Origin of the sequence: Mesorhizobium sp. M1403, from assembly GCF_040317695.1 — a bacterium.
Classification (GTDB): Bacteria; Pseudomonadota; Alphaproteobacteria; order Rhizobiales; family Rhizobiaceae; genus Mesorhizobium.
Genome location: NZ_JAMYKY010000007.1, coordinates 15,585 through 35,205, shown reverse-complemented (window position 1 = coordinate 35,205; position 19,621 = coordinate 15,585). Strand labels below are relative to the sequence as shown.

General features: G+C 62.5%; 18 protein-coding genes. 7 read left to right on the top strand and 11 right to left on the bottom strand.

Annotated features, from left to right (window positions below; all coding sequences use genetic code 11):
• Window positions 1-16 precede the first annotated feature (16 nt).
• The 3 genes from NKH01_RS14305 to NKH01_RS14295 all read right to left on the bottom strand — a co-directional run bounded on the left by NKH01_RS14305 (window position 17) and on the right by NKH01_RS14295 (window position 3,224).
• On the bottom strand, window positions 17-1,513 hold the full coding sequence (locus NKH01_RS14305; protein WP_023719811.1) for a leucyl aminopeptidase: 1,497 nt from the start codon (window positions 1,511-1,513) through the stop codon (window positions 17-19).
• An 87-nt stretch (window positions 1,514-1,600) separates the two neighbouring features.
• On the bottom strand, window positions 1,601-1,984 hold the full coding sequence (locus tag NKH01_RS14300) for a VOC family protein (RefSeq protein ID WP_352494878.1): 384 nt from the start codon (window positions 1,982-1,984) through the stop codon (window positions 1,601-1,603).
• Between the two features lie 73 nt (window positions 1,985-2,057).
• Entirely contained in the window at window positions 2,058-3,224 is a 1,167-nt protein-coding gene (locus NKH01_RS14295) for a flavin-containing monooxygenase (RefSeq protein ID WP_352481799.1), read from the bottom strand.
• A 354-nt stretch (window positions 3,225-3,578) separates the two neighbouring features.
• Here NKH01_RS14295 and lptF point away from each other — a divergent pair, with 354 nt between their 5' ends.
• The 7 genes from lptF (at window position 3,579) to NKH01_RS14260 (ending at window position 12,155) form a co-directional block, all read left to right on the top strand.
• A complete protein-coding gene (gene lptF, locus NKH01_RS14290; RefSeq protein WP_352494877.1) occupies window positions 3,579-4,781 on the top strand; it encodes an LPS export ABC transporter permease LptF in 1,203 nt (400 codons plus the stop codon).
• Window positions 4,778-5,863, top strand: a complete 1,086-nt coding sequence (gene lptG, locus NKH01_RS14285; protein ID WP_023719815.1) for an LPS export ABC transporter permease LptG — start codon at window positions 4,778-4,780, stop codon at window positions 5,861-5,863. The genes lptF and lptG overlap by 4 nt, the downstream gene beginning before the upstream one ends.
• The gene (locus tag NKH01_RS14280) at window positions 5,863-8,280 is read left to right on the top strand and encodes an LPS-assembly protein LptD (protein WP_352494876.1); all 2,418 of its coding nucleotides are present in this window, start codon (window positions 5,863-5,865) and stop codon (window positions 8,278-8,280) included. Before lptG ends, NKH01_RS14280 begins: the two co-directional genes overlap by 1 nt.
• A 119-nt stretch (window positions 8,281-8,399) precedes the next feature.
• Complete coding sequence (locus NKH01_RS14275; RefSeq protein ID WP_023719817.1) at window positions 8,400-9,326, top strand: peptidylprolyl isomerase; 927 nt, start codon at window positions 8,400-8,402, stop codon at window positions 9,324-9,326.
• Window positions 9,327-9,339: 13 nt separating this feature from the next.
• Window positions 9,340-10,368, top strand: coding sequence for a 4-hydroxythreonine-4-phosphate dehydrogenase PdxA (pdxA, locus tag NKH01_RS14270; protein ID WP_353020681.1), 1,029 nt, complete (start codon window positions 9,340-9,342; stop codon window positions 10,366-10,368).
• A 52-nt stretch (window positions 10,369-10,420) separates the two neighbouring features.
• The gene (gene rsmA / locus NKH01_RS14265; protein ID WP_353020679.1) at window positions 10,421-11,260 is read left to right on the top strand and encodes a 16S rRNA (adenine(1518)-N(6)/adenine(1519)-N(6))-dimethyltransferase RsmA; all 840 of its coding nucleotides are present in this window, start codon (window positions 10,421-10,423) and stop codon (window positions 11,258-11,260) included.
• A 397-nt stretch (window positions 11,261-11,657) separates the two neighbouring features.
• Window positions 11,658-12,155 (top strand): GFA family protein, encoded by a 498-nt coding sequence (locus NKH01_RS14260; RefSeq protein ID WP_353020677.1) that lies wholly within the window; start codon window positions 11,658-11,660, stop codon window positions 12,153-12,155.
• Here NKH01_RS14260 and NKH01_RS14255 read toward each other — a convergent pair.
• From NKH01_RS14255 to fabD, 8 genes are all read right to left on the bottom strand, one after another.
• Window positions 12,125-12,751 (bottom strand): glutathione S-transferase family protein, encoded by a 627-nt coding sequence (locus tag NKH01_RS14255; RefSeq protein WP_353020675.1) that lies wholly within the window; start codon window positions 12,749-12,751, stop codon window positions 12,125-12,127. The genes NKH01_RS14260 and NKH01_RS14255 overlap by 31 nt on opposite strands.
• 166 nt (window positions 12,752-12,917) lie before the next feature.
• The gene (gene gmk / locus NKH01_RS14250; RefSeq protein WP_353020674.1) at window positions 12,918-13,574 is read right to left on the bottom strand and encodes a guanylate kinase; all 657 of its coding nucleotides are present in this window, start codon (window positions 13,572-13,574) and stop codon (window positions 12,918-12,920) included.
• Between the two features lie 33 nt (window positions 13,575-13,607).
• Window positions 13,608-14,498 (bottom strand): YicC/YloC family endoribonuclease, encoded by an 891-nt coding sequence (locus NKH01_RS14245; RefSeq protein WP_353020671.1) that lies wholly within the window; start codon window positions 14,496-14,498, stop codon window positions 13,608-13,610.
• 137 nt (window positions 14,499-14,635) lie between these two features.
• Entirely contained in the window at window positions 14,636-15,856 is a 1,221-nt protein-coding gene (gene mltG, locus NKH01_RS14240) for an endolytic transglycosylase MltG (RefSeq protein WP_353020668.1), read from the bottom strand.
• A gap of 93 nt (window positions 15,857-15,949) precedes the next feature.
• Window positions 15,950-17,212, bottom strand: a complete 1,263-nt coding sequence (gene fabF, locus NKH01_RS14235; RefSeq protein ID WP_352494871.1) for a beta-ketoacyl-ACP synthase II — start codon at window positions 17,210-17,212, stop codon at window positions 15,950-15,952.
• A 34-nt stretch (window positions 17,213-17,246) separates the two neighbouring features.
• A complete protein-coding gene (locus NKH01_RS14230) occupies window positions 17,247-17,483 on the bottom strand; it encodes an acyl carrier protein (protein WP_006203723.1) in 237 nt (78 codons plus the stop codon).
• Between the two features lie 187 nt (window positions 17,484-17,670).
• Entirely contained in the window at window positions 17,671-18,408 is a 738-nt protein-coding gene (fabG, locus tag NKH01_RS14225) for a 3-oxoacyl-[acyl-carrier-protein] reductase (RefSeq protein WP_023719826.1), read from the bottom strand.
• 60 nt (window positions 18,409-18,468) lie between these two features.
• A complete protein-coding gene (fabD, locus tag NKH01_RS14220) occupies window positions 18,469-19,434 on the bottom strand; it encodes an ACP S-malonyltransferase (protein WP_353020667.1) in 966 nt (321 codons plus the stop codon).
• Window positions 19,435-19,621 lie beyond the last annotated feature (187 nt).

The following is a 19,621-nucleotide window of genomic DNA, read 5'->3' as shown; positions in this document are numbered from 1 at the left end:
TCATTTGGCGCGCCGCTCATTGCTCGTAATGATCGCGCACCAATCGGTCGAGCAATCTGACGCCGAATCCGGAAGCCCATGACTGGTTGATCTCGTTGGAGGGCGAGCCCATCGCGGTGCCGGCAATGTCGAGATGCGCCCAGGGCGTGTCCTTGACGAAGCGCTGCAGGAACTGCGCGGCGATGATGGCGCCGCCATAACGGCCGCCAATATTCTTCATGTCGGCATTCTTGGACTCGATCAGCTTGTCGTATTCGGCGCCGAGCGGCATGCGCCACAACCGCTCCTGCGTCGCCTGACCGGCCGCCGTCAGCCGGTCCGCTAGCTCGTCATTATTAGAGAACAGGCCGGCATAATGCTGGCCGAGCGCGACCATGATGGCGCCGGTCAGCGTCGCCAGATTGATCATGAATTTCGGCTGGAAGCGGTCGTTGCAGTACCACAGCGCATCGGCCAGCACGAGGCGGCCCTCGGCGTCGGTGTTGAGCACTTCGATGGTCTGGCCAGACATCGAGGTGACGATGTCGCCCGGTCGTTGAGCGTGGCCGTCGACGGCGTTTTCGACCAGCCCGACAATGCCCACGACATTGACCTTCGCCTTGCGCGCGGCCAGCGCGTGCATCAGCCCGGTGACGGCAGCAGCGCCGCCCATGTCGCCCTTCATGTCCTCCATACCGGAGGCCGGCTTGATCGAATTGCCGCCGGTGTCGAAGGTGACTCCCTTGCCGACGAAGGCGACCGGGCTTTCCTTGGCCTTGCCGCCGTCCCACCGCATGACGGCGATGCGGGCGCCACGCGGCGAGCCCTGCGCTACGCCCAGCAGCGAACCCATGCCGAGCTTCTTCATCTCCTTCTCGGCCAGGATCTCGACCGTGACGCCGAGCGCCTCCAGTTGGGCGATGCGGGCGGCGAATTCCACCGGTCCCAACACATTGGCCGGTTCATTGACCAAATCGCGCGCCAGCAAGACGCCGTCGATCACCGCCGCTTCATCGGCAAAGGCCTTCTTTGCGGCCGCCGGATCGGCCGTGTGAATGGTCACCTTTACCGGCTTTTTTGGCTCACGCTTGCCGTCACCATTGTCCTTTTTGGTCTTGTACTTGTCGAAGGAATAGCTGCGCAGCAGGATGCCCGCGGCAAGCTGAACGGCTTGCCTGCCGCTGACGGCGGCGCCGGGAAGATCGAGCACGACGGCCACTTCGGTTGCCTTGCGAAAGGATGCGGCAATCGTGCCGCCGAGCTTCAGCCAGGCGTAGTCATCGAGATTGGAGCCCTTGCCGGCGCCGACCGCCACCAGCCGCTCGAGCGACGTCCCTTCCGGTGCCAGCACTTCGACCTGGCTGGCGAATTTGCCGGTGAAGTCGGCGACGGGAAAGGCCCGCTCGAGGGTCTTTGCCGGATCGCAGGCCCTGACCGCATCACCGAGGCCGCCCTCGTCGGCCGCCAGAACGAAAACGCTGCCCTTTTTGGGCGCGGCGAATTTGGCGAAGGCGATCGAGGGTCTCGAATTCATCATGTCCTGCTTTCGGGGAAATGCGTTGGATTGTCGGGGAGAGGCGTTCGATTGGGCAGATCGGATCTAAGATGCCGTGTTATTGCGTCAGTGAGCGGCGGGTTGAAACAGCTCGATGACATTGCCGGATGGGTCTTCGAGCAGGGTCTGGGAACCGCCGACGCCCGTTATGATATCGTTGCGAAAGACAAGTCCAGCACTCTTGAGACGCGCAACCTCTTCTTTCAGGTCCGGCACCACCAGCAGGATGCGGTTCCAGCCTCCCGGCACCGGCTGCCGGCCGTCGGGCATCGCCCGAGCACCCGAACTGCCGGGTCCGCTTAGAAGGAGCCGTAACGCGCCGCGCGTGACGGAGGCAAAAGCCGGTCGCGCGTCCTGTTGGACGGCGAAGCCCAGATGTCCGCAATAGAAGTCGATCGAGGCGGCGACATCATCGACAATGTAGCGAATGCTGACTGGCGTCATGATCATTGACCTTTCGGTTCGAGCACGTTCCAACAAGGCGTGTCTATTGCGGGCGGAACAGTCGGCATAGTCCTGCTCATTATCGCCGCTTGACAATCCGCGCCGCTATCGCCCTAGCCTGAATGCGGGCATTGGCGAAACAACCGCGAATGCTCGGCCGCATGCCGGTAAACCACAGACCGGGCAATCGCGGGTCGGCTTCGCCGCCGTTGAAAAGCGGAACGCCCTTGCCGTCGAGAACGCCGAGCTTGCCGACCATCTGCTCCAGCCCGGTCCGGTAGCCGGTCGCTGAGATGACGATATCGGGCGTGATAAACCTGCCGTCGTTCAATATGATGCCGTCGCGAGTAAATTCTCGCAATGGCGGCACCACCACGATCATGCCTGCCTTGATGGCGCGAACCGCGCCGTCATCGGCTGCGATCGCGGTGTAGTCGGCGCTCAGACGGCTCGCACCTCCTATGGAGGCCGGCGGAAGCCCGAATTTCGTCAGGTCGCCGAAAACCAGGCGCTGGGTTGTCGCCATCACCGCATCGGCGATCCGTACCGGCAAGCGCGCCATGAAAGGCGAAAGCCTGTGGACGGCGATCTTGCAGATGCGTTTCGGCAGCAATGACGGACCATTGCGGGCCGACAGCCAGATGCTTTCGGCGTCTGCATCCGCAAGATGATTGAGGACGTCGAAACCCGAATTGCCGGCACCGACCACCAGCACCTTTTTGCCGGCATAGTCTTTCGCCTCGCCAAAATCTGCCGAATGGACGATCCGGCCGGCAAAATCCTTCATGCCTTTCCATGCGGGAATAAACGGCTGCCGGTCGCGCCCGGTGGCGACGACGACATGGCGCGCCGGACGGGATCCGGAATTGGTCTGTACGGTCCAGTGATCGCCATCGAACGTGATCTCTTCGACGGCAACGCCGAATGTGACAGGCAGCCGGTGCACTTGGCTGAAATCGTTCAGATGGCGAATGACGGCGGTTCTGTGCGGGAAGGCCGGGGTGCCTGCGGGATAGCCGATGCCGGGCAGCGTCGAGAGATCGCGATGCGTGTTGAGGTGCAGACGTTGGTGCCGCCGATGCCAGGGCTCGGCAAGCCGGCTCTCCTTTTCCAGGACGAGCGTCGGTACGCCGGCCTTCATCAGGGCGTGGGCGGCGGCAAGGCCGGCCGCGCCGGCGCCGATCACAATCGCGCCATCAAAGACCGCTTCCCAACCGGTTTGACTGCGCAATTTTTCCGCTTCCATGCTGGGGCTCAACAGATCCTGACCCGTCTTATCACGCCGCCGCGGCGGCGATCGGCGCGACATTTGGTCGTTTTGCCGCATTTGACAAGACTTTGGCCGAAATCGCTCCCATATGCGACATTGAACCATCCACGATTCGTCGCGGCACGGCCCCGCTTCCCGCCGCAACCTGTTGTTAACCAACAATGTTCGCCCTTTCTTATCCATTGCCGCCGACACTCCGGCCCAGCGGAATTTGCGATACGGGACAGAACCCAGATCGAACCGCCAAACTGAGCCAGTTGTGCAGCCGGCGCCGGACGACTACCTTATTCCAAGGCATGATGCCGTTCGAAACCGCCGAGAAAAGCCTTCATGAAGGTCGTTGAACGTTACATCATGCGCCGTGCTTTCGCGGTATTCGCGCTGGCGCTCGTTTGGACGCTGGCGATCGTCTGGACGACTCAGGTGCTCGCCCGCATCGACCTCGTCACCGATAGCGGTCAGTCGGCCCTCACCTTCTTCGAAGTCGCAGCGCTGATCGTCCCGTCGATCGTTCCGATCGTCGTGCCGTTCGCCCTAGTCGTCGCGGTCGCGCAGATCCTCAGCGTGATGAATTCGGATTCGGAGCTGGCCGTCATCAATGCCGCCGGCGCTTCACGCTGGACCATCGTCAGGCCGATCATGCTTCTGGCACTCGCAGCCAGCGTTTTTTCGTTTGCTGTCGACAATGGCGTCGACCCTTACGCACGCCAGAAGAACCGCGAGTTGATTGCTTCGTCGCGTGCCGATCTGTTGTCGTTGATCATCCAGGAAGGCACCTTCCGCAAGATCGATGATGGCCTGTTCCTGCAGGTTGGCGAACGGCTTCCCGACAATCGCCTCGGCGGCATCTTCGTCGCCGACTCGCGCGAAGAAGGCGTCAATCTCATCTATTATGCCAAGACCGGCAGCATCATCGAACGCGGCGACGAGAAGGTGCTGATGATGAATGACGGCGTCATCCATCGCAAAACCATGACCGGCGACCTCTCGGTAATCCGGTTCACCTCCTACGCCTTCGACTTGTCCGCTTTCTTGTCGGCGTCATCTGACATTCTGCTTTTGCCGAAGGACCGGACGACCCAGTACCTGCTCAATCCCAGTCCGAACGACAAGATGTACCAGCAAAAGCCGAACAGGTACCTGGCCGAGCTCAACCAGCGTTTTTCCGAGTGGTCCTATTCGCTCGTCTTTGCGCTGATCGCGCTTGCGGTCGCCGGAGATGCGCGCTCGCATCGCGAGGCGCGCGTGCACCCGCTGATCACGGCAATCGCGATCGCGCTGTTCGTGCGCTGGCTCGGGTTCTTTGCCGCCGGCAAGGCCGACAAGGTGCCGCAATATGCCTATATGGTCTACGGCGTCCCGATCGTGGCATCGGCGATCGCTATCTGGTTCATCGTTTCCAACCGGACGATGGAACTGCCGGTTGCTTGGGCCGATTGGATAACCAATCTTGCCGGCCGCTTCAATGACGGCTGGAGCGCCGTCAAGCTCCGCTTTGCCCGGCGTGGCGCATCCGGACAGGGAGCCGGCTGATGGGCTGGACTCTGGGTCGGTACTTCTTCTTTCGCTATGTGACGATCACCATCTGGTTCTTCATCGGCCTTTTGGCGCTGGTGTTCCTGATCGATTTCACCGAGCTTTCCGGCCGCACGACCGGCGTGCCGGGCTTCACCTACGCAACTGCGTTCGCCATTTCGGGGCTCCGGATGCCGATGATCATGCTGCAGACGGTGCCGTTCGTCGGCCTGTTCTCGGCGATGGCGACCCTGGTGTCGCTCAACCGCAAATATGAATTGGTCATCGCCCGTTCCGCCGGGGTTTCCGCATGGCAGTTCCTGCTGCCGTGCTGCATCGGGGCGCTGCTGTTTGGGGCCTTGTCGGTTGGCGTCATCAATCCGATAGCCGCGCACGCCTATTCCTGGTCCGAGCAGATCGAGACCCAGCTCCGTTCGGGCAAGTCGAACACCGTCTCGGCCGACGCCGCGCCCTGGATCAGGCAGAAAACCAGCTCCGGCGATACCATCATCGGCGCGCGCGCCATTCTCAATCAAGGCCTGGAGATGGCCGACGCGGTCTTCTTCAGTTTCAGCCCGCAAGGCGACATCATCGAGCGCAAGGATGCCGCGCACGCCTTTTTGCGGGACGGCTACTGGGAATTGCGGGACGTCAAGGTGTTCCGGGACGGCACCATCCAGTCGTTACCCAGCGATCGGCTGCCGACCGATCTCAAGCCGGAATTCGTGCAAGAGCGGTTGGCGCGCCCTGAGACCATCCCCTTCTACGATCTGCCCGGCAAGATCGAGGTGGCCCGCTCCTTCGGCCTCAAGGCAAATGCCTTCGCCATGCAGTTCGATTCCCTGATTGCGCTGCCCTTCCTGCTCGTCGCGATGACGCTGATTGCGGCAACGGTATCAATGCGATTTGCGAGGATGGGGCAGTCGGCGACGATGATTCTGGGTGGCATCGTGGCCGGCTTTCTGCTTTATGTCGTTTCGGTGCTGGTCAAGGCATTCGGCGTAGCGGGATTCGTACCCACTGCCGTAGCGGCTTGGGTCCCGGTTGTCGTGGCTATGTTCTTCGGGGTGACATTCCTGCTATACAAGGAAGACGGCTAGTGAGGGAGGCGGTTTTGCGCAGCCATAGGCACGCCGGTTTGGCACGCCTCTCTGCGGCGAGCGCCTTGGCATGCCTGCTTGCCGGCGCTGCCCCGGTTGCTCCGGTTTTCGCCCAGGACGTCAGTGAGCTGGCAACGAAGGTTCCGAGCGGCACGCAGATGCTGCTGGCAGCCGATACGCTGGTCTACGACAACGACAAGCAGACTGTGACGGCCGTCGGCGGCGTCCAGATCGACTATGGCGGCAACCGTCTCGTCGCCCAGCGGGTCGAATACAACCGCAACACCAAACGCCTCGTCGCCAGCGGCAATGTCGAGCTCGTCAACAGCGACGGCACCAAAATCTATTCGCAGCATGCCGACATCACCGACGATTTCGCCGACGGCTTCGTCAACGCGCTGCGTGTCGAGACCGTCGACAAGGCGTATTTCGCCGCCGAAAGCGCGGAGCGCATGGGCGGCGTGCTGACGACGTTCCACAATGGCGTCTACACCGCCTGCGAGCCGTGCGAGGACAAGCCCGACAAAGCGCCGACCTGGCGTATCAAGGCCAGGAAGATCATCTGGAACGGCGAGAAGAAGACGGTTCGCTTCGAGAATTCGAATTTCGAGTTCTTCGGCTTTCCACTGGCCTATCTGCCGGCTTTCGAGATCGCCGACCCGACGGTCAAGCGCAAGAGCGGCTTCCTGATCCCCGGCGTCGCCTACAAGAGCGATCTCGGCGTCGGTGTTAGAGTTCCCTATTATTTCGCGCTCTCGCCGACCTACGATCTAACTGTCACCGGCAGCGGCTATACCAGACAGGGTTTCCTCGGTGAGGCCGAGTGGAGGCAGCGCTTCAACAACGGTCAGTACAGCCTGAAGATTGCGGGCATCCGTCAAGAGAATCCCGACGCCTTCATCGACGACAATGGCCACAACGTCAGTTCGGGTACCGAGGGCGATCCGAACAGGTTCCGCGGCATGATGGGTACCCAAGGCCAGTTCGCCATCAACCCGCGCTGGGACTTCGGCTGGGACATCCTGCTGCAGAGCGACAAGAGTTTCTCGCGCACCTACGATATCGACGGCTTCAACGATAGCGTACACCGCTCCGAGGTGTACCTGACGGGGCTCAACGATCGCAATTATTTCGATGTGCGCGCCATGCACTTCGACGTTCAAGAAGACACCCTCGCTAGCGATCCGACCGCCCGCGCCGCCAAGCAGCCCTGGGTGCTGCCCTCGCTCGACTACGCCTATATCCCCGACATGCCGGTGGCCGGCGGGCAGCTGTCGTTCGACGTCAACGCGCGGATCATAGACCGCGACAGGCTCGATACGGCTCTTGCAGATTCGGGCATCCCTTCGTCCGTCAACAACGTCCGCGGCATCGACGGTCAATCCGGCCGCGTTACCGCTGAGGCCGAATGGAAGCGCACCTTCACCACCGATGGCGGGCTGCTGCTGACGCCGCTGCTGGCGCTGCGCGGCGACGCCGGCTATGTCAACGCCTCCTCGGCCTCGCTCGACGCCGTCAACCAGATGGCGACCAATCTCGGCGTTGACGACGACATGCGTTCGTCGCTTGCCCGCTACATGGCGACCGCCGGCCTTGAGATGCGCTGGCCGGTACTGTTCTCGATGACCAGTTCCAGCCATGTCTTCGAACCGATGGCGCAAGTGTTCATGCGTCCGAACGAGCAATATGTCGGCGGGCTGGCGGTCCCCAACGAGGACGCCCAGAGCTTCGTCTTCGACGCCACGACGCTGTTCGAGCGCGACAAATTCTCCGGCTATGACCGCATGGAAGGCGGCACGCGCGCCAATGTCGGGCTGCGCTATTCCGGCGCGTACGACAATGGCTGGAGCACCAATGCGGTGTTCGGCCAATCCTACCAACTCGGCGGCCAGAACTCGTTCGGCACGCCGGATCTGGTCAATGTCGGCGCCTATTCGGGTCTTGAAACCGCAACCTCCGACTATGTCGGCCTTGTCGGCTTCAATAGCCCCAGCGGATTTTCCGGCTCGGTCAGCGGCCGTTTCGACGAGCAAAGCTTCGAGGTCCGCCGCGCTGAGGTAAAGGCCGCCTTTTCAGGCCTGCCCGTATCGCTGAGCGCCAAATACGCCTTCATCCAGGCGCAGCCGCTCTATGGCTTCTCCACGGATCGCCATGAGATCACGCTCGGCGCCTCGACGCATCTTGCTGAGAATTGGCGCGTCTTTGGCACCGGCACGTATGATCTGGAGCAGAGCATCCTGGTCAAGGACGGGGTCGGCTTTGCCTATAGCGATTCGTGCTTTACCTATTTGATGACGTTTTCGGAAAGACGTGACCTGAACACCAAGGAAGTATCGCAGAACGTCGGCTTCAACCTGTCGTTCCGCACGCTCGGCGATTTCGGCTCGTCGCAACGCTCCATCGACACCATCCAATAAGGGGAGCAGCAGTCGGCAACGGGGCGGCTGGCGGACGACATTGTTTCGCCGCATAGAGCAGGCACGAATTTCCGCGGCCTGAACTGGGACAGGTTGGGCCGAATCGAGATGGAATTGGGATGCTTTCGATGAGGAAATACCTCTTTTCGGCAGGCTTCGCGCTGCTGGTGGCGGTCTCGATCACCGCAGTGACGCGGCCGGTTTTCGCCAGCGAGATCAAATACGTCGTCAACAATATACCGATCACCACCGGCGACATCCAGCATCGCGCGGCTTTCCTGCGCCTGCAGCACAAAAAGGGCGATGCCGGCCAGGAAATGATCGACCAGACGCTGCGCATGGCCGAAGCCAGGCGGCTCGGCATCCGCATCAGCGACGCGCAGGTCGATGCCGCTTATCAGCGTTTCGCCACGAGCAACAAGATGCCGCTCAAGCAGCTTGACGGCGCCATGGCGCAATCCGGCGTCTCCAAGGAGCATTTCAAGGAGTTTATCCGGGCGCAGATGGCCTGGAACCAGGCGCTGACCGCGCGTCACCGTTCTAGCGACGGCGGCGGCGCCATAAGCGAGCAGGACCTCGTCAAGCGCATGCTCGAGAAAGGCGGTAGCAAACCGAGTGCCACCGAGTACATGCTGCAGCAGGTCATTTTCGTGGTGCCGGCCGCCGAGCGAAGCGCGACGCTGGCCAAGCGCAAACGCGAAGCCGACGCCATGCGCGCCCGCTTCAACGGCTGCAACACCACGCGCGAATTCGCCAAGGGCCTGATGGATGTCACCGTTCGCGATCTCGGCCGGGTGCTGGCGCCGCAATTGCCGCTGGACTGGGCCGAGCAGATAAAAGCTACAAAGGTTGGCGGCGCCACCACGACGCGCGAAACCGACCGCGGCGTCGAATTCATCGGCATCTGCTCGTCGCGCGAGGTGTCAGACGACAAAGTCGCGCAGATGGTGTTCCAGAATGAAGGTTCGAGCGACAAGAACGCCGACGAGCTCTCGAAGAAATATGTCGAGGAGTTGCGGAAGAAAGCCCGCATCATCGAGCGCTGAAGTCGCGATAGCCGTGCCTCACGCAGAGCTTCCGCTGGCGCTGAGCGTCGGCGATCCGTCCGGTGTGGGGCCGGACATCGCCATCGCCGCTTGGCAGGCCCGCGATACCGCCGGCGTTCCGTCTTTCTATCTTCTTGCCGATCCGGCACTGATTGCCGCGCGGGCGCACAGGCTCGGCGCCGATATTGCGATGGCCGAGACAACGCCGGCGCTAGCGCCGGAGATGTTTTCGCGCGCGCTGCCGGTGGTGGCGCTTGCCGCCCGTTTCATCGACAGTCCCGGCCGCCCTGATCCAGCCAACGCCGCCGGCATCGTCGAGGCGATCGACCGCGCCGTCGCCGACTGCCTGGCCGGCCGCGCTGCCGCGGTCGTCACCTGCCCCATTGCCAAGAAGCCGCTCTACGATGCCGGCTTTCGCTTTCCCGGCCACACCGAATATCTGGCGCATCTGGCATCGCTTCATACCGGTACCGAGGTGACGCCGGTGATGCTGCTTGCCGGACCGGACCTGCGCACCGTGCCGGTCACCATCCACATCGCGCTGGCCGAGGTGCCGAAGGCGCTGACGACCGACCTGATCGTCACCACCGGCCGCATCACCGCCGCCGACCTTGCAAACCGCTTCGGAATTGCCAAGCCGCGGCTCGCCATTACCGGCCTCAACCCGCACGCCGGCGAAGGCGGCGCGATGGGCACCGAAGATGAGCGCATCGTACGCCCGGCGGTCGACAGGCTGAGGCAGGAAGGGATCGACGCCTTCGGGCCATTGCCCGCCGACACGCTGTTTCATGCTCGCGCCCGCGCCGGCTACGACGTGGCGCTCTGCATGTATCACGACCAGGCGCTGATCCCGGCCAAGGCGCTGGCGTTTGACGAGGCTGTCAACGTCACGCTCGGCCTGCCCTTCATCCGCACCTCGCCCGACCATGGCACCGCCTTCGACATCGCCGGCAAGGGCATCGCCCGTGCCGGCAGCCTGATTGCGGCGCTGAAACTCGCTCGCCTGCTTGCCGATACCGGGACAAAAACTGCAGGCCAATGAGCCCAATCCGATGATCCTAACCCAATGAGCCCAGCCCGATGAGCCCAGCCCGATGAGCATAGACGGGCTGCCGCCGCTGCGTGAGGTGATCGAGCGCCATGGGCTGCAGGCGAAAAAGGCGCTCGGCCAGAATTTTCTGCTCGACCTTAACCTGACAAGCAAGATTGCGCGGACCGCCGGCGACCTGAGCGACGTTACGGTTATCGAGGTCGGTCCCGGTCCGGGCGGGCTGACTAGGGCCCTGCTCCTCAACGGCGCCCGGCGGGTCGTCGCGATCGAGCGCGACGAGCGCTGCCTGGCGGCCTTGGCCGAGATCGCGAACCACTATCCGGGTCGGCTTGAGATCGTGGCCGGCGATGCGCTGAAAACTGATTTTGCAGCGCTTGCCAAAGGAGCGCCGGGAAGTGACGGGCCGGCGAAAATCGTCGCCAACCTGCCTTACAATATCGGCACCGAATTGCTGATCCGTTGGCTGACCGTGACCGAGTGGCCGCCTTTCTACACATCGATGACGCTGATGTTCCAGCGCGAGGTCGCCGAACGCATTGCAGCCAGCCCCGGCAGCGAGGCCTATGGCCGGCTCGGCGTGCTGGCAGGCTGGCGGACGGAGGCGAGGATTGCCTTCGACGTGCCGCCGCAGGCGTTCACGCCGCCACCCAAGGTGACGTCCTCGGTTGTGCATCTGGTGCCACGCGCCAGCCCCTTGCCGGCAGAGGTGAAACGGCTCAGCCGCGTCACCGAAGCGGCGTTCGGCCAGCGCCGGAAAATGCTGCGGCAGAGCGTGAAAAGCCTTGGCGGCGAGGCGCTGCTCACCCGCGCCGGCATCGATCCGACCAGGCGTGCGGAGACGCTCAGCGTCGAGGAATTCGTGCGGCTGACGAATGCGGTGTGAGGCTGTGATGCAGGAACTTGGAGTGGTCGCTCGGCTTTTCCCACTTATCGAGGCAGGCGAGAAAATATCCACCATACGCTGGCGCGAAATATCGATTTTGCCGGGCTATATGCGCTATGTTTGTGACGGCGATGCCAGCAGGATCGCGATTGTGTGGGTCACGCGCTGCACCGATCTGCGCCTGTCCGAGGCGGCAGCGTTCCTTGGAGAGAATCGGAATGGCCCCAAGAGGTCACGGGGATGCGAGAGCACTATCCGCAGATCGGACGGACCGACATTGTACAGATCATTGAACACTTGACACCCGCCCAGACAAAGCGTCGCCCCGACTACCCGCCTGAAGTCCGATAAAAGTGTGCTATCTGGTAAACTTCGATCGCACAGAGGAATGCCAGTCGTGACGCTGCAGGAGCCGACCAACACCCGCACGCTAGGTGGATCATGCCAGTGCGGTGCAGTCACCTATAAGGTGACGGACGAGTTCATATTTGCCGTGAATTGCCATTGCTCGATCTGCCGTCGCGCAACCGGCGCAGCGTTCAAGCCACTCGCAGGCATAGAGCGTGTCAAATTGCGCATCACGAGTGGGGAGGACAAAATCCAGATCGTCGACGGCAATAGCTGGCATGACGAGCGATGCAAGCTATGCGGGTCGTTCCTTTTTGCGGTTGTTCGTGACGGCGCGTTCGCCCACATCGCTATGGGGACCCTCGTCGACGACCCAAACATTCGCCCAAGCGCGCACATTTTCGTCGGCTCCAAGGCACCTTGGTTCACCATTACAGACGACCTGCCGCAATATGACGAAAATATTGTCGAAGACGGGAGCGAATTCACGGAAGCGTCGAGCTTCGTGTCGTTCCATCAGGAGAGCGATACCGCAAAGCCGCGTTGAACCCCCGGCCGTGCCATCATAGTCCCATACCAGCGCTCAACATTCGGAAATTCGGCAAGATCGACTTGATGCCGCTCGTGCCGCCATGCCCAGCCGAGAATAGCAAAATCGGCGATCGACAGCTCGCCCGAGAAATACTCGACCTCCGCCAGCCTCCGATCGGCGACTCCGTACAGGCGTCGGGTCTCTGCGCTATAGCGTGCCAGTCCGTAGCGGCGGTCCTGGTCGTCGGTCACGCCAAGAAAGTGGTGCACCTGGCCCGGCATCGGACCGAAACCACCCACCTGCCACATTAGCCATTCCAACACAGGGACTTGCGCGCTGAGTCTGGACGGCCAAAAGTGGCCGGTCTTCTGGCCTAGGTAAATTAGGATGGCACCCGACTCGAACACGCTGATCGGTCTACCGTCCGGTCCGGCGGGATCGACGATGGCGGGGATGCGATTGTTGGGGCTAATGCGCAGAAACCCAGAGGCATGCTGTTCGCCCTTCGTGATGTCGACCACCTTCACCGTGTAGGGCAGCCCCATCTCCTCGAGCGCGACGCTGATCTTTCGGCCATTCGGTGTGTCAAAAGCCCATAATTCAATCGGCATGCCAACTCTCTATCGCGTTTCATGCCGACGTTGATCGCTGGTACGAGGGCGTCTCTCTCGTCAACCAACATCGGCAAATGTCCGTTATCCCGACAAGTGGACACTATCTTCGTGTGCTCCCACATCCCGAAAGACGCCTCAGGCCGGACGCTTACGATAAAGGTGCTCAATTCGTCTTCTCATCGAGCAGCCCCGAGACGAAATCGAACAGGCCCGGCCGGCGATCGCGTCTGAGCCGTTCGGCCGTGACGATGCCGCGCACCTCGGCGAAAGCGCGGTCAAGATCGTCGTTGACGATGACGAAATCATATTCCTTCCAGTGCTCGATCTCATTACGGGCGTTCTTGAGCCGCGTCTCGATTACCGCTTCCTGGTCCTCCGCGCGACGCTTCAGCCGCGCCTTCAATTCCTTCATCGACGGCGGCAGGATGAAGATCGAGACGATGTCGGCGCGCATCTTCTCCTTGAGCTGCTGAGCGCCTTGCCAATCGATGTCAAACAGCATGTCGCGGCCTTCTGCCAGCGCCTGTTCGGCCGGCTCGCGCGGCGTCGCGTAGCAATTGCCGTGCACCTCCGCCCATTCGAGCAGCGCATCGGAATCGCGCAGCCGCTCGAACTCGCGCATCGTGCGGAAGTGGTAATGGACACCCTCGATCTCGCTGCCGCGGCGTGGCCGCGTGGTGACCGAGACCGACAATTCCAGGCTGGAATCGCTCTCCAGCAGGTTGCGCGCGATCGTCGACTTGCCGGCGCCTGAGGGCGACGACAACACCAGCATCAGCCCGCGGCGCCGAATGCGGGAACCCACATCCCTAGTGGTCATGGGGCTTGGCAGTCATGTGGCTTGGCATCGGGATCATTCCAGATTCTGGACCTGTTCGCGAAACTGGTCGACGACCGCCTTCAGTTCCAGTCCGATGGCGGTGACCGCGGCAGCATTCGACTTGGAACACAGCGTATTCGATTCGCGGTTGAATTCCTGCGCCAGGAAATCGAGCTTGCGGCCGACGGCGCCACCGCCGGCGAGCAGCGCCCGGCCCGACGTCACGTGCGTCTTCAGCCGGTCGATCTCCTCGCGTATGTCGGCCTTGGTGGCCAGGAACGCCGCTTCCATATGCAGCCGGCTGGCGTCCAGATTGGCGGATGCGTCCATCAACAGCCGGATCTGCTCGGCAAGCCTTTCGCGGATCGTGGCCGGCTCGCGTGATGGATCGGCCTCGGCCCGCAGCGTCAGCGCCTCGATGGCATCGATATGGCCGGACAGCAGGGAACGAAGTGCGGCACCTTCGCCTTGGCGCGCTTGCTGCAGCCCGTCCAGTGCTGCTTCCAGCGCCGACAGTATCGCGGTATCGAGCGCACTGCGCGCCTCTTCGGTTTCGATGGCTTCGGGAATGTCGAGCACGCCGCGCAGCGCAAGCAGTCCGTCGGCCGCCGCAGGCGCTACTCCGAACTGCTCCTGCAGCCGCTTGGCTAACCCCGCCAGATCCTTCAGGAAAGCCTCGTTGACCACGGGTTGCGCTTGCGCGCCGGCGGCGCGGCCAATGGTCAGCGTCATCTGGAAATTACCGCGCCCAAAACGCTTTTGCACCGTCTGCCTGACGGCAGGCTCCAGCCGGTCGAAACCTTGCGGCAGTCGCAGCCTGACCTCGACGCTCTTGCCGTTGACGGACTTGGCTTCCCAGGCAATCGAAGTGCCTTCGTGTTCGGCGACACTGCGCGCAAAACCGGTCATACTCTGCAAGTTCATGTTGCCGTGCGTCCCCTTGCCGAATGCCCCTCAAGCCGGAACGATTGCTCCGGACAGGACCATGTGAATTTCAATGCCATAGCAGCCCTTGCACATCCACCCGGACATGCACAGGGCCGACCTGATGGCGTCTGGCCCTACTGGGCGGCGGTAGCCCCCGCATCGTCAACGATGGCTCCCGCCGGCGTGTCGGCTCCGGTATTGGTTGCCCCGGCCTTGGCGGCGTCCTGCGCCTGCTTTTTCAGCAGTGCCCGGTAGCGAGCGACATTCTCGTTATGCTCATCGAGCGTCGCGGCAAAGACGTGGCCGCCGCTGCCGTCGGCGACGAAGTAAAGATCGCTGGTCTTCGACGGATTGGCGACTGCCTCCAGTGCCGCACGGCCGGGATTGGCGATCGGCGTCGGCGGCAAGCCGTTGATCAGATAGGTGTTGTAGGGCGTCGGCTTCTGGATGTCCGACTGATAGATTGGGCGGTCGATTGGTTTGCCCTTGCCGCCGAACAGGCCGTAGATGATGGTCGGGTCCGACTGCAGCCGCATACCCTTGGCCAGCCGGTTGAGGAAAACGGCGGCTACCCGCGAGCGTTCATCGCCCTTGCCTGTTTCCTTCTCGACGATCGAGGCCAGGGTGACAAAATCCTCAATATTGGCGATCGGCAGATCCGGCGCTCGGCGCTGCCAGACTTCGTCGACCAGCCTTTTCTGGTCGGCCAGAAGCTTGTCGACCATCTGTTGGCGTGTTGCGCCGCGGGTGAAGCGCAGCGTGTCGGTGGCGAGGCTGCCCTCGGGTGGAGTGGTCGACGGCATATCGCCGGTCAGTGCGTCCTGCTCGGCGATCCGTTGCAGTGCCTGCTCGACCGTCAGCCCCTCGGGGATGGTCAGCGAATACATCACCGACTTGCCGCTCTTCAGCAGTTCCATGATATCGTGCATCGAGGCCTGCGGCTTGATCTCGTATTCGCCAGCCTTCAGGGCGGAATCATTGCCGAAGGCGCGTACGCCAAGGCGGAAGATGCGGGCGTCGCTGATCAGCCCTCGCCGCTCAAGCTGGTCGGCGATCTCCTGGACGCCGCTATTCGGCTTGACCAGGAAAGTGTCGCCATTGGCCGACGGGCCAGGCTCGTTGAATTCCTGCTTGCCGAAATACAGCGCAACGCCTGCCGCCAGGACCATCAGCATCACCGAAGAGATGACGAAGTTCATGAACACGACGAACTGGCTGCGCGAGGCACGCGAGCGCTTCGGCGGCGGCGTGCCGGCCTCGGGCCGCAACGCCTCGCTGGCCGTCTTCGGCACGATCGGGCCGGGGGTCGCTGGCCGTTGCCCGAATTCCCCGTTATCGGCCGGATTTGTGTTCATAGCGCCCTACCAATTGATCTTGCGACGAATCCCCTCGGGCAGAGTAGGGGCGAATATGGCAAAATTGACGGCAGACGCAAACCGGCGGAGCGGTCAGCCATTGTAGCGCTGGAAGACGAGCGAGGCGTTGGTGCCACCGAAGCCGAAGGAGTTGGACAGCGCCACGTCGATCTGCCGGGCTCGCGGCTTGTGCGGCACAAGGTCAATCGCCGTTTCGCGCTCCGGATTGTCGAGATTGATGGTCGGCGGCGCGATGTTGTCGCGAATGGCGAGGATCGAAAAGATCGCCTCGGCAGCACCCGCCGCGCCCAGCAGGTGGCCAATCGACGATTTGGTCGACGACATCGATATCTTCGAGGCGGCGTTGCCGACCAGCCGCTCGACGGCGCCGAGTTCGATCGTATCGGCCATGGTCGAGGTGCCGTGGGCGTTAATGTAGTCGACATCGGCGGGCGTCAGCTTCGCCCGGTTCAGCGCCGCCGTCATGCAACGGAAAGCGCCGTCGCCGTCCTCGGCAGGCGCGGTGATGTGATAGGCGTCACCGGTCAGGCCGTAGCCGGTGACCTCGGCATAGATCTTGGCGCCGCGGGCCTTGGCGTGTTCGAGCTCCTCGAGCACGACAACACCGGCGCCCTCGCCCATGACGAAACCGTCGCGATCGCGATCATAGGGGCGCGAGGCCGTTTGCGGCGCGTCGTTGCGGTCGGTGGAGAGCGCGCGGCAAGCCGCGAACCCAGCGATCGAAAGCCTCGTCACCGGCGCTTCGGCGCCGCCCGCGACCATAACGTCGGCATCGCCCCAGATGATCAGCCGGGCGGCATCGCCGATGGCGTGCGCACCGGTCGAGCAAGCGGTGACGACGGCATGGTTGGGGCCTTTCAGCCCATGCCGGATCGAGACCTGACCGGACACGAGGTTGATGATTTGGCCGGGGATGAAGAACGGGCTGATGCGGCGCGGACCGCGTTCCTTGAGGATCATCGCATTCTCGGCGATGCCTTCGATGCCGCCGATGCCAGAACCGATCAGCACGCCGGTGGCGCACTGTTCCTCATGCGTCTTCGGCTGCCAGCCGGAATCCTTGAGTGCCTCGTCGGCGGCCGCGATCCCGTACAGGATGAAGTCGCCGATCTTGCGCAGCTCCTTCGGCTCGAGAACGGCTTCAGGATTGAAAGTGGCATTGGAGCCGTCACCGCGCGGAATGACGTGGGCGACCTTGCAGGCAAGGTCTTCCACCTCGAATTCGGTGATGCGCTTGGCTGCACTGCGGCCGGTCAGAAGCTCCTTCCAGCTGTGCTCGAAGCCCATGCCGAACGGCGAAAGCAGCCCAAGGCCCGTGACGACGACACGCCTCATCGCAGGTCCTCCCCGGTGATGACTGCAAATAGCGTCAGGCGGAGGCCTTGTCGATGTATTTCACCGCATCGCCAACAGTCAGGATGGTCTCGGCCGCATCGTCGGGGATTTCGACGCCGAACTCTTCTTCGAACGCCATGACAAGTTCGACCGTGTCGAGGCTGTCCGCGCCCAGATCATCGATGAAGCTCGCCTGCTCCGTCACCTTGTCGGCATCGACGCCAAGGTGCTCGATGACAATCTTCTTGACGCGCTCTGCGGTGTCACTCATTTGGGCATCCTCGTCTTTTGGTTGTCTGTCTTCGTTAGCGGGCAGAATGCCGCTAATCAAGCTGAAAGATGGTCCTGCCGGAAACGCAGCGGAACAGGACCGGTTTTTGCCCGAACCGCCGGGTTGCGGGCGGCATTACACGAAAAATCCCGTGCATCCAAGACGGAATGAAGCGTTTTCCCAAGTGTTAGATCATTGCCATGCCGCCATTGACATGAACGGTCTGGCCGGTGACGTAGGCTGCCTCATTGGAAGCGAGGTAGGCGACGGCAGAGGCGACTTCGGCGCCCGTGCCCATGCGCCGCGTCGGGATCGCCGCCATGATCGCCTCTTTCTGCTTGTCGTTGAGCTTGTCGGTCATCGCCGATTCGATGAAGCCCGGGGCGACGCAGTTGACGGTGATATTGCGGGTGGCGATCTCCTGCGCCAGCGATTTGGAAAAGCCGATCATACCGGCTTTGGAGGCGCAATAATTGGCCTGGCCGGGATTGCCGGTGACGCCGACCACTGAAGTGATATTGATGATGCGGCCATGCCGGCGCCGCATCATCGGATGGGTAAGCTCGCGGGTCAGCCGGAACACGGCGGTCAAGTTGACCTCGATCACGCTATCCCAGTCGGCATCAGCCATGCGCACGAACAACCCGTCCTTCGTGATGCCGGCATTGTTGACGAGGATGTCGACGCCTTCGAGATCGGCCTCCGCCTTCTGGCCAAGCGCCTTGACCTCGTCGCGATTGGAAAGATTGGCCGGAAACAGCTTGACCCGGTCGCCCAGTTCGGCGGCCAGCGCCTCCAGTTTCTCGATACGCGTGCCGTGCAGGCCGACGATGGCGCCCTGGCCATGCAGCACGCGGGCGATCGCCTCGCCGATGCCCCCCGATGCGCCGGTGACGAGCGCCTTGCGGCCGGTCAATTCGAACATTTTTGTCTCCTGATCTGAGCGAACAGCCTTCGCACGGAGCGGGGTCAAATCGCCAGTTGATTATGCAAGCGCCGCCAGCGCCGCCTCGACATCCGCCGCGGATCCGATTGCACTGGTGGCAATATCGCGGTTAATGCGCCGCGCCAGCCCCGACAGAACCTTGCCGGCGCCTACTTCATATAGCGTCGCAACGCCATTCGCGCCGAACCACTCCACCGTTTCGCGCCAGCGCACGCGCCCGATCACCTGTTCGACGAGGCGGCGGGCGATCTCGTCGGGATCGCTCGTCGGGGTCACCGTAACATTGGAGACCAGCGGCACGGCCGGTGCACTCTTCGTCACGGCGGCCAGTGCCTCCAGCATGATCTCGGCCGCCGGCTTCATCAATGCCGAATGGAAGGGCGCCGAAACCTGCAGCATGAGCGCCCGCTTGGCGCCCTTCTCCGTGCATAGCTTCGCCGCCAGTTCGACCGCCGACCTGGCGCCGGAGATTACCAGCTGGCCGCCGCCATTATCATTGGCGATCTGGCAAACCAAGGCTTGCGCGGGATCTTTGGCCGCGCCTTGGGCAGCCTCTGCGCAGGCGGCTTCGACGTCGGCTTGTTCCAGCCCGATGATCGCCGCCATGGCGCCCTCGCCGGCCGGTACCGCCGCCTGCATGGCGTTACCCCGGATGCGCAACAGTCGGGCGGCGTCGGCGACCGAAACGAAACCGGCGGCCGCAAGTGCCGAATATTCGCCAAGCGAGTGGCCGGCGACATAGGTGACCTTGCCTTTCAGGGAGAAGCCGCGCGCCTCCAACGCCCGGATTGCGGCAAGCGACACCGCCATCAGCGCCGGCTGGGCATTGGCGGTCAGCGTCAGCGTCTCTTCCGGGCCTTCCCAGATAAGCTTCGATAGATTTTCGCCGAGCGCATCATCGACTTCCTCGAAGATCCGCCGCGATTCAACAAAGGTATCGGCAAGGTCCTTGCCCATGCCGACAGCCTGGCTGCCCTGCCCCGGAAAGGTGAATGCGATGGCCATCGGCGGCTCCCAGCTGCTGGTTCTCGTTGCCTGTGACGCAAGGCGTGCGGCCAAGTCAAGTCCAACCTTGACCGCGCAACGTCGGCCGAGTGCCTGTTTCGGCAGGCTTTTTGGCGATCACTCATGATGAAAACCGCTCACGATTTGTTTGCTGGCTCTTCTTATTTCCGCCACAGGCGCTAGCTTT

What these genes read in the sequence shown, in the direction of transcription:
- NKH01_RS14305 (WP_023719811.1), bottom strand. Translation starts at nt 1,513, where the DNA reads ATGAATTCGAGACCCTCGATCGCCTTCGCCAAATTCGCCGCGCCCAAA.
- NKH01_RS14300 (WP_352494878.1), bottom strand. Translation starts at nt 1,984, where the DNA reads ATGATCATGACGCCAGTCAGCATTCGCTACATTGTCGATGATGTCGCC.
- NKH01_RS14295 (WP_352481799.1), bottom strand. Translation starts at nt 3,224, where the DNA reads ATGGAAGCGGAAAAATTGCGCAGTCAAACCGGTTGGGAAGCGGTCTTT.
- lptF (WP_352494877.1), top strand. Translation starts at nt 3,579, where the DNA reads ATGAAGGTCGTTGAACGTTACATCATGCGCCGTGCTTTCGCGGTATTC.
- NKH01_RS14275 (WP_023719817.1), top strand. Translation starts at nt 8,400, where the DNA reads ATGCTTTCGATGAGGAAATACCTCTTTTCGGCAGGCTTCGCGCTGCTG.
- rsmA (WP_353020679.1), top strand. Translation starts at nt 10,421, where the DNA reads ATGAGCATAGACGGGCTGCCGCCGCTGCGTGAGGTGATCGAGCGCCAT.
- NKH01_RS14255 (WP_353020675.1), bottom strand. Translation starts at nt 12,751, where the DNA reads ATGCCGATTGAATTATGGGCTTTTGACACACCGAATGGCCGAAAGATC.
- gmk (WP_353020674.1), bottom strand. Translation starts at nt 13,574, where the DNA reads ATGACCACTAGGGATGTGGGTTCCCGCATTCGGCGCCGCGGGCTGATG.
- NKH01_RS14245 (WP_353020671.1), bottom strand. Translation starts at nt 14,498, where the DNA reads ATGAACTTGCAGAGTATGACCGGTTTTGCGCGCAGTGTCGCCGAACAC.
- mltG (WP_353020668.1), bottom strand. Translation starts at nt 15,856, where the DNA reads ATGAACACAAATCCGGCCGATAACGGGGAATTCGGGCAACGGCCAGCG.
- fabF (WP_352494871.1), bottom strand. Translation starts at nt 17,212, where the DNA reads ATGAGGCGTGTCGTCGTCACGGGCCTTGGGCTGCTTTCGCCGTTCGGC.
- NKH01_RS14230 (WP_006203723.1), bottom strand. Translation starts at nt 17,483, where the DNA reads ATGAGTGACACCGCAGAGCGCGTCAAGAAGATTGTCATCGAGCACCTT.
- fabG (WP_023719826.1), bottom strand. Translation starts at nt 18,408, where the DNA reads ATGTTCGAATTGACCGGCCGCAAGGCGCTCGTCACCGGCGCATCGGGG.
- fabD (WP_353020667.1), bottom strand. Translation starts at nt 19,434, where the DNA reads ATGGCCATCGCATTCACCTTTCCGGGGCAGGGCAGCCAGGCTGTCGGC.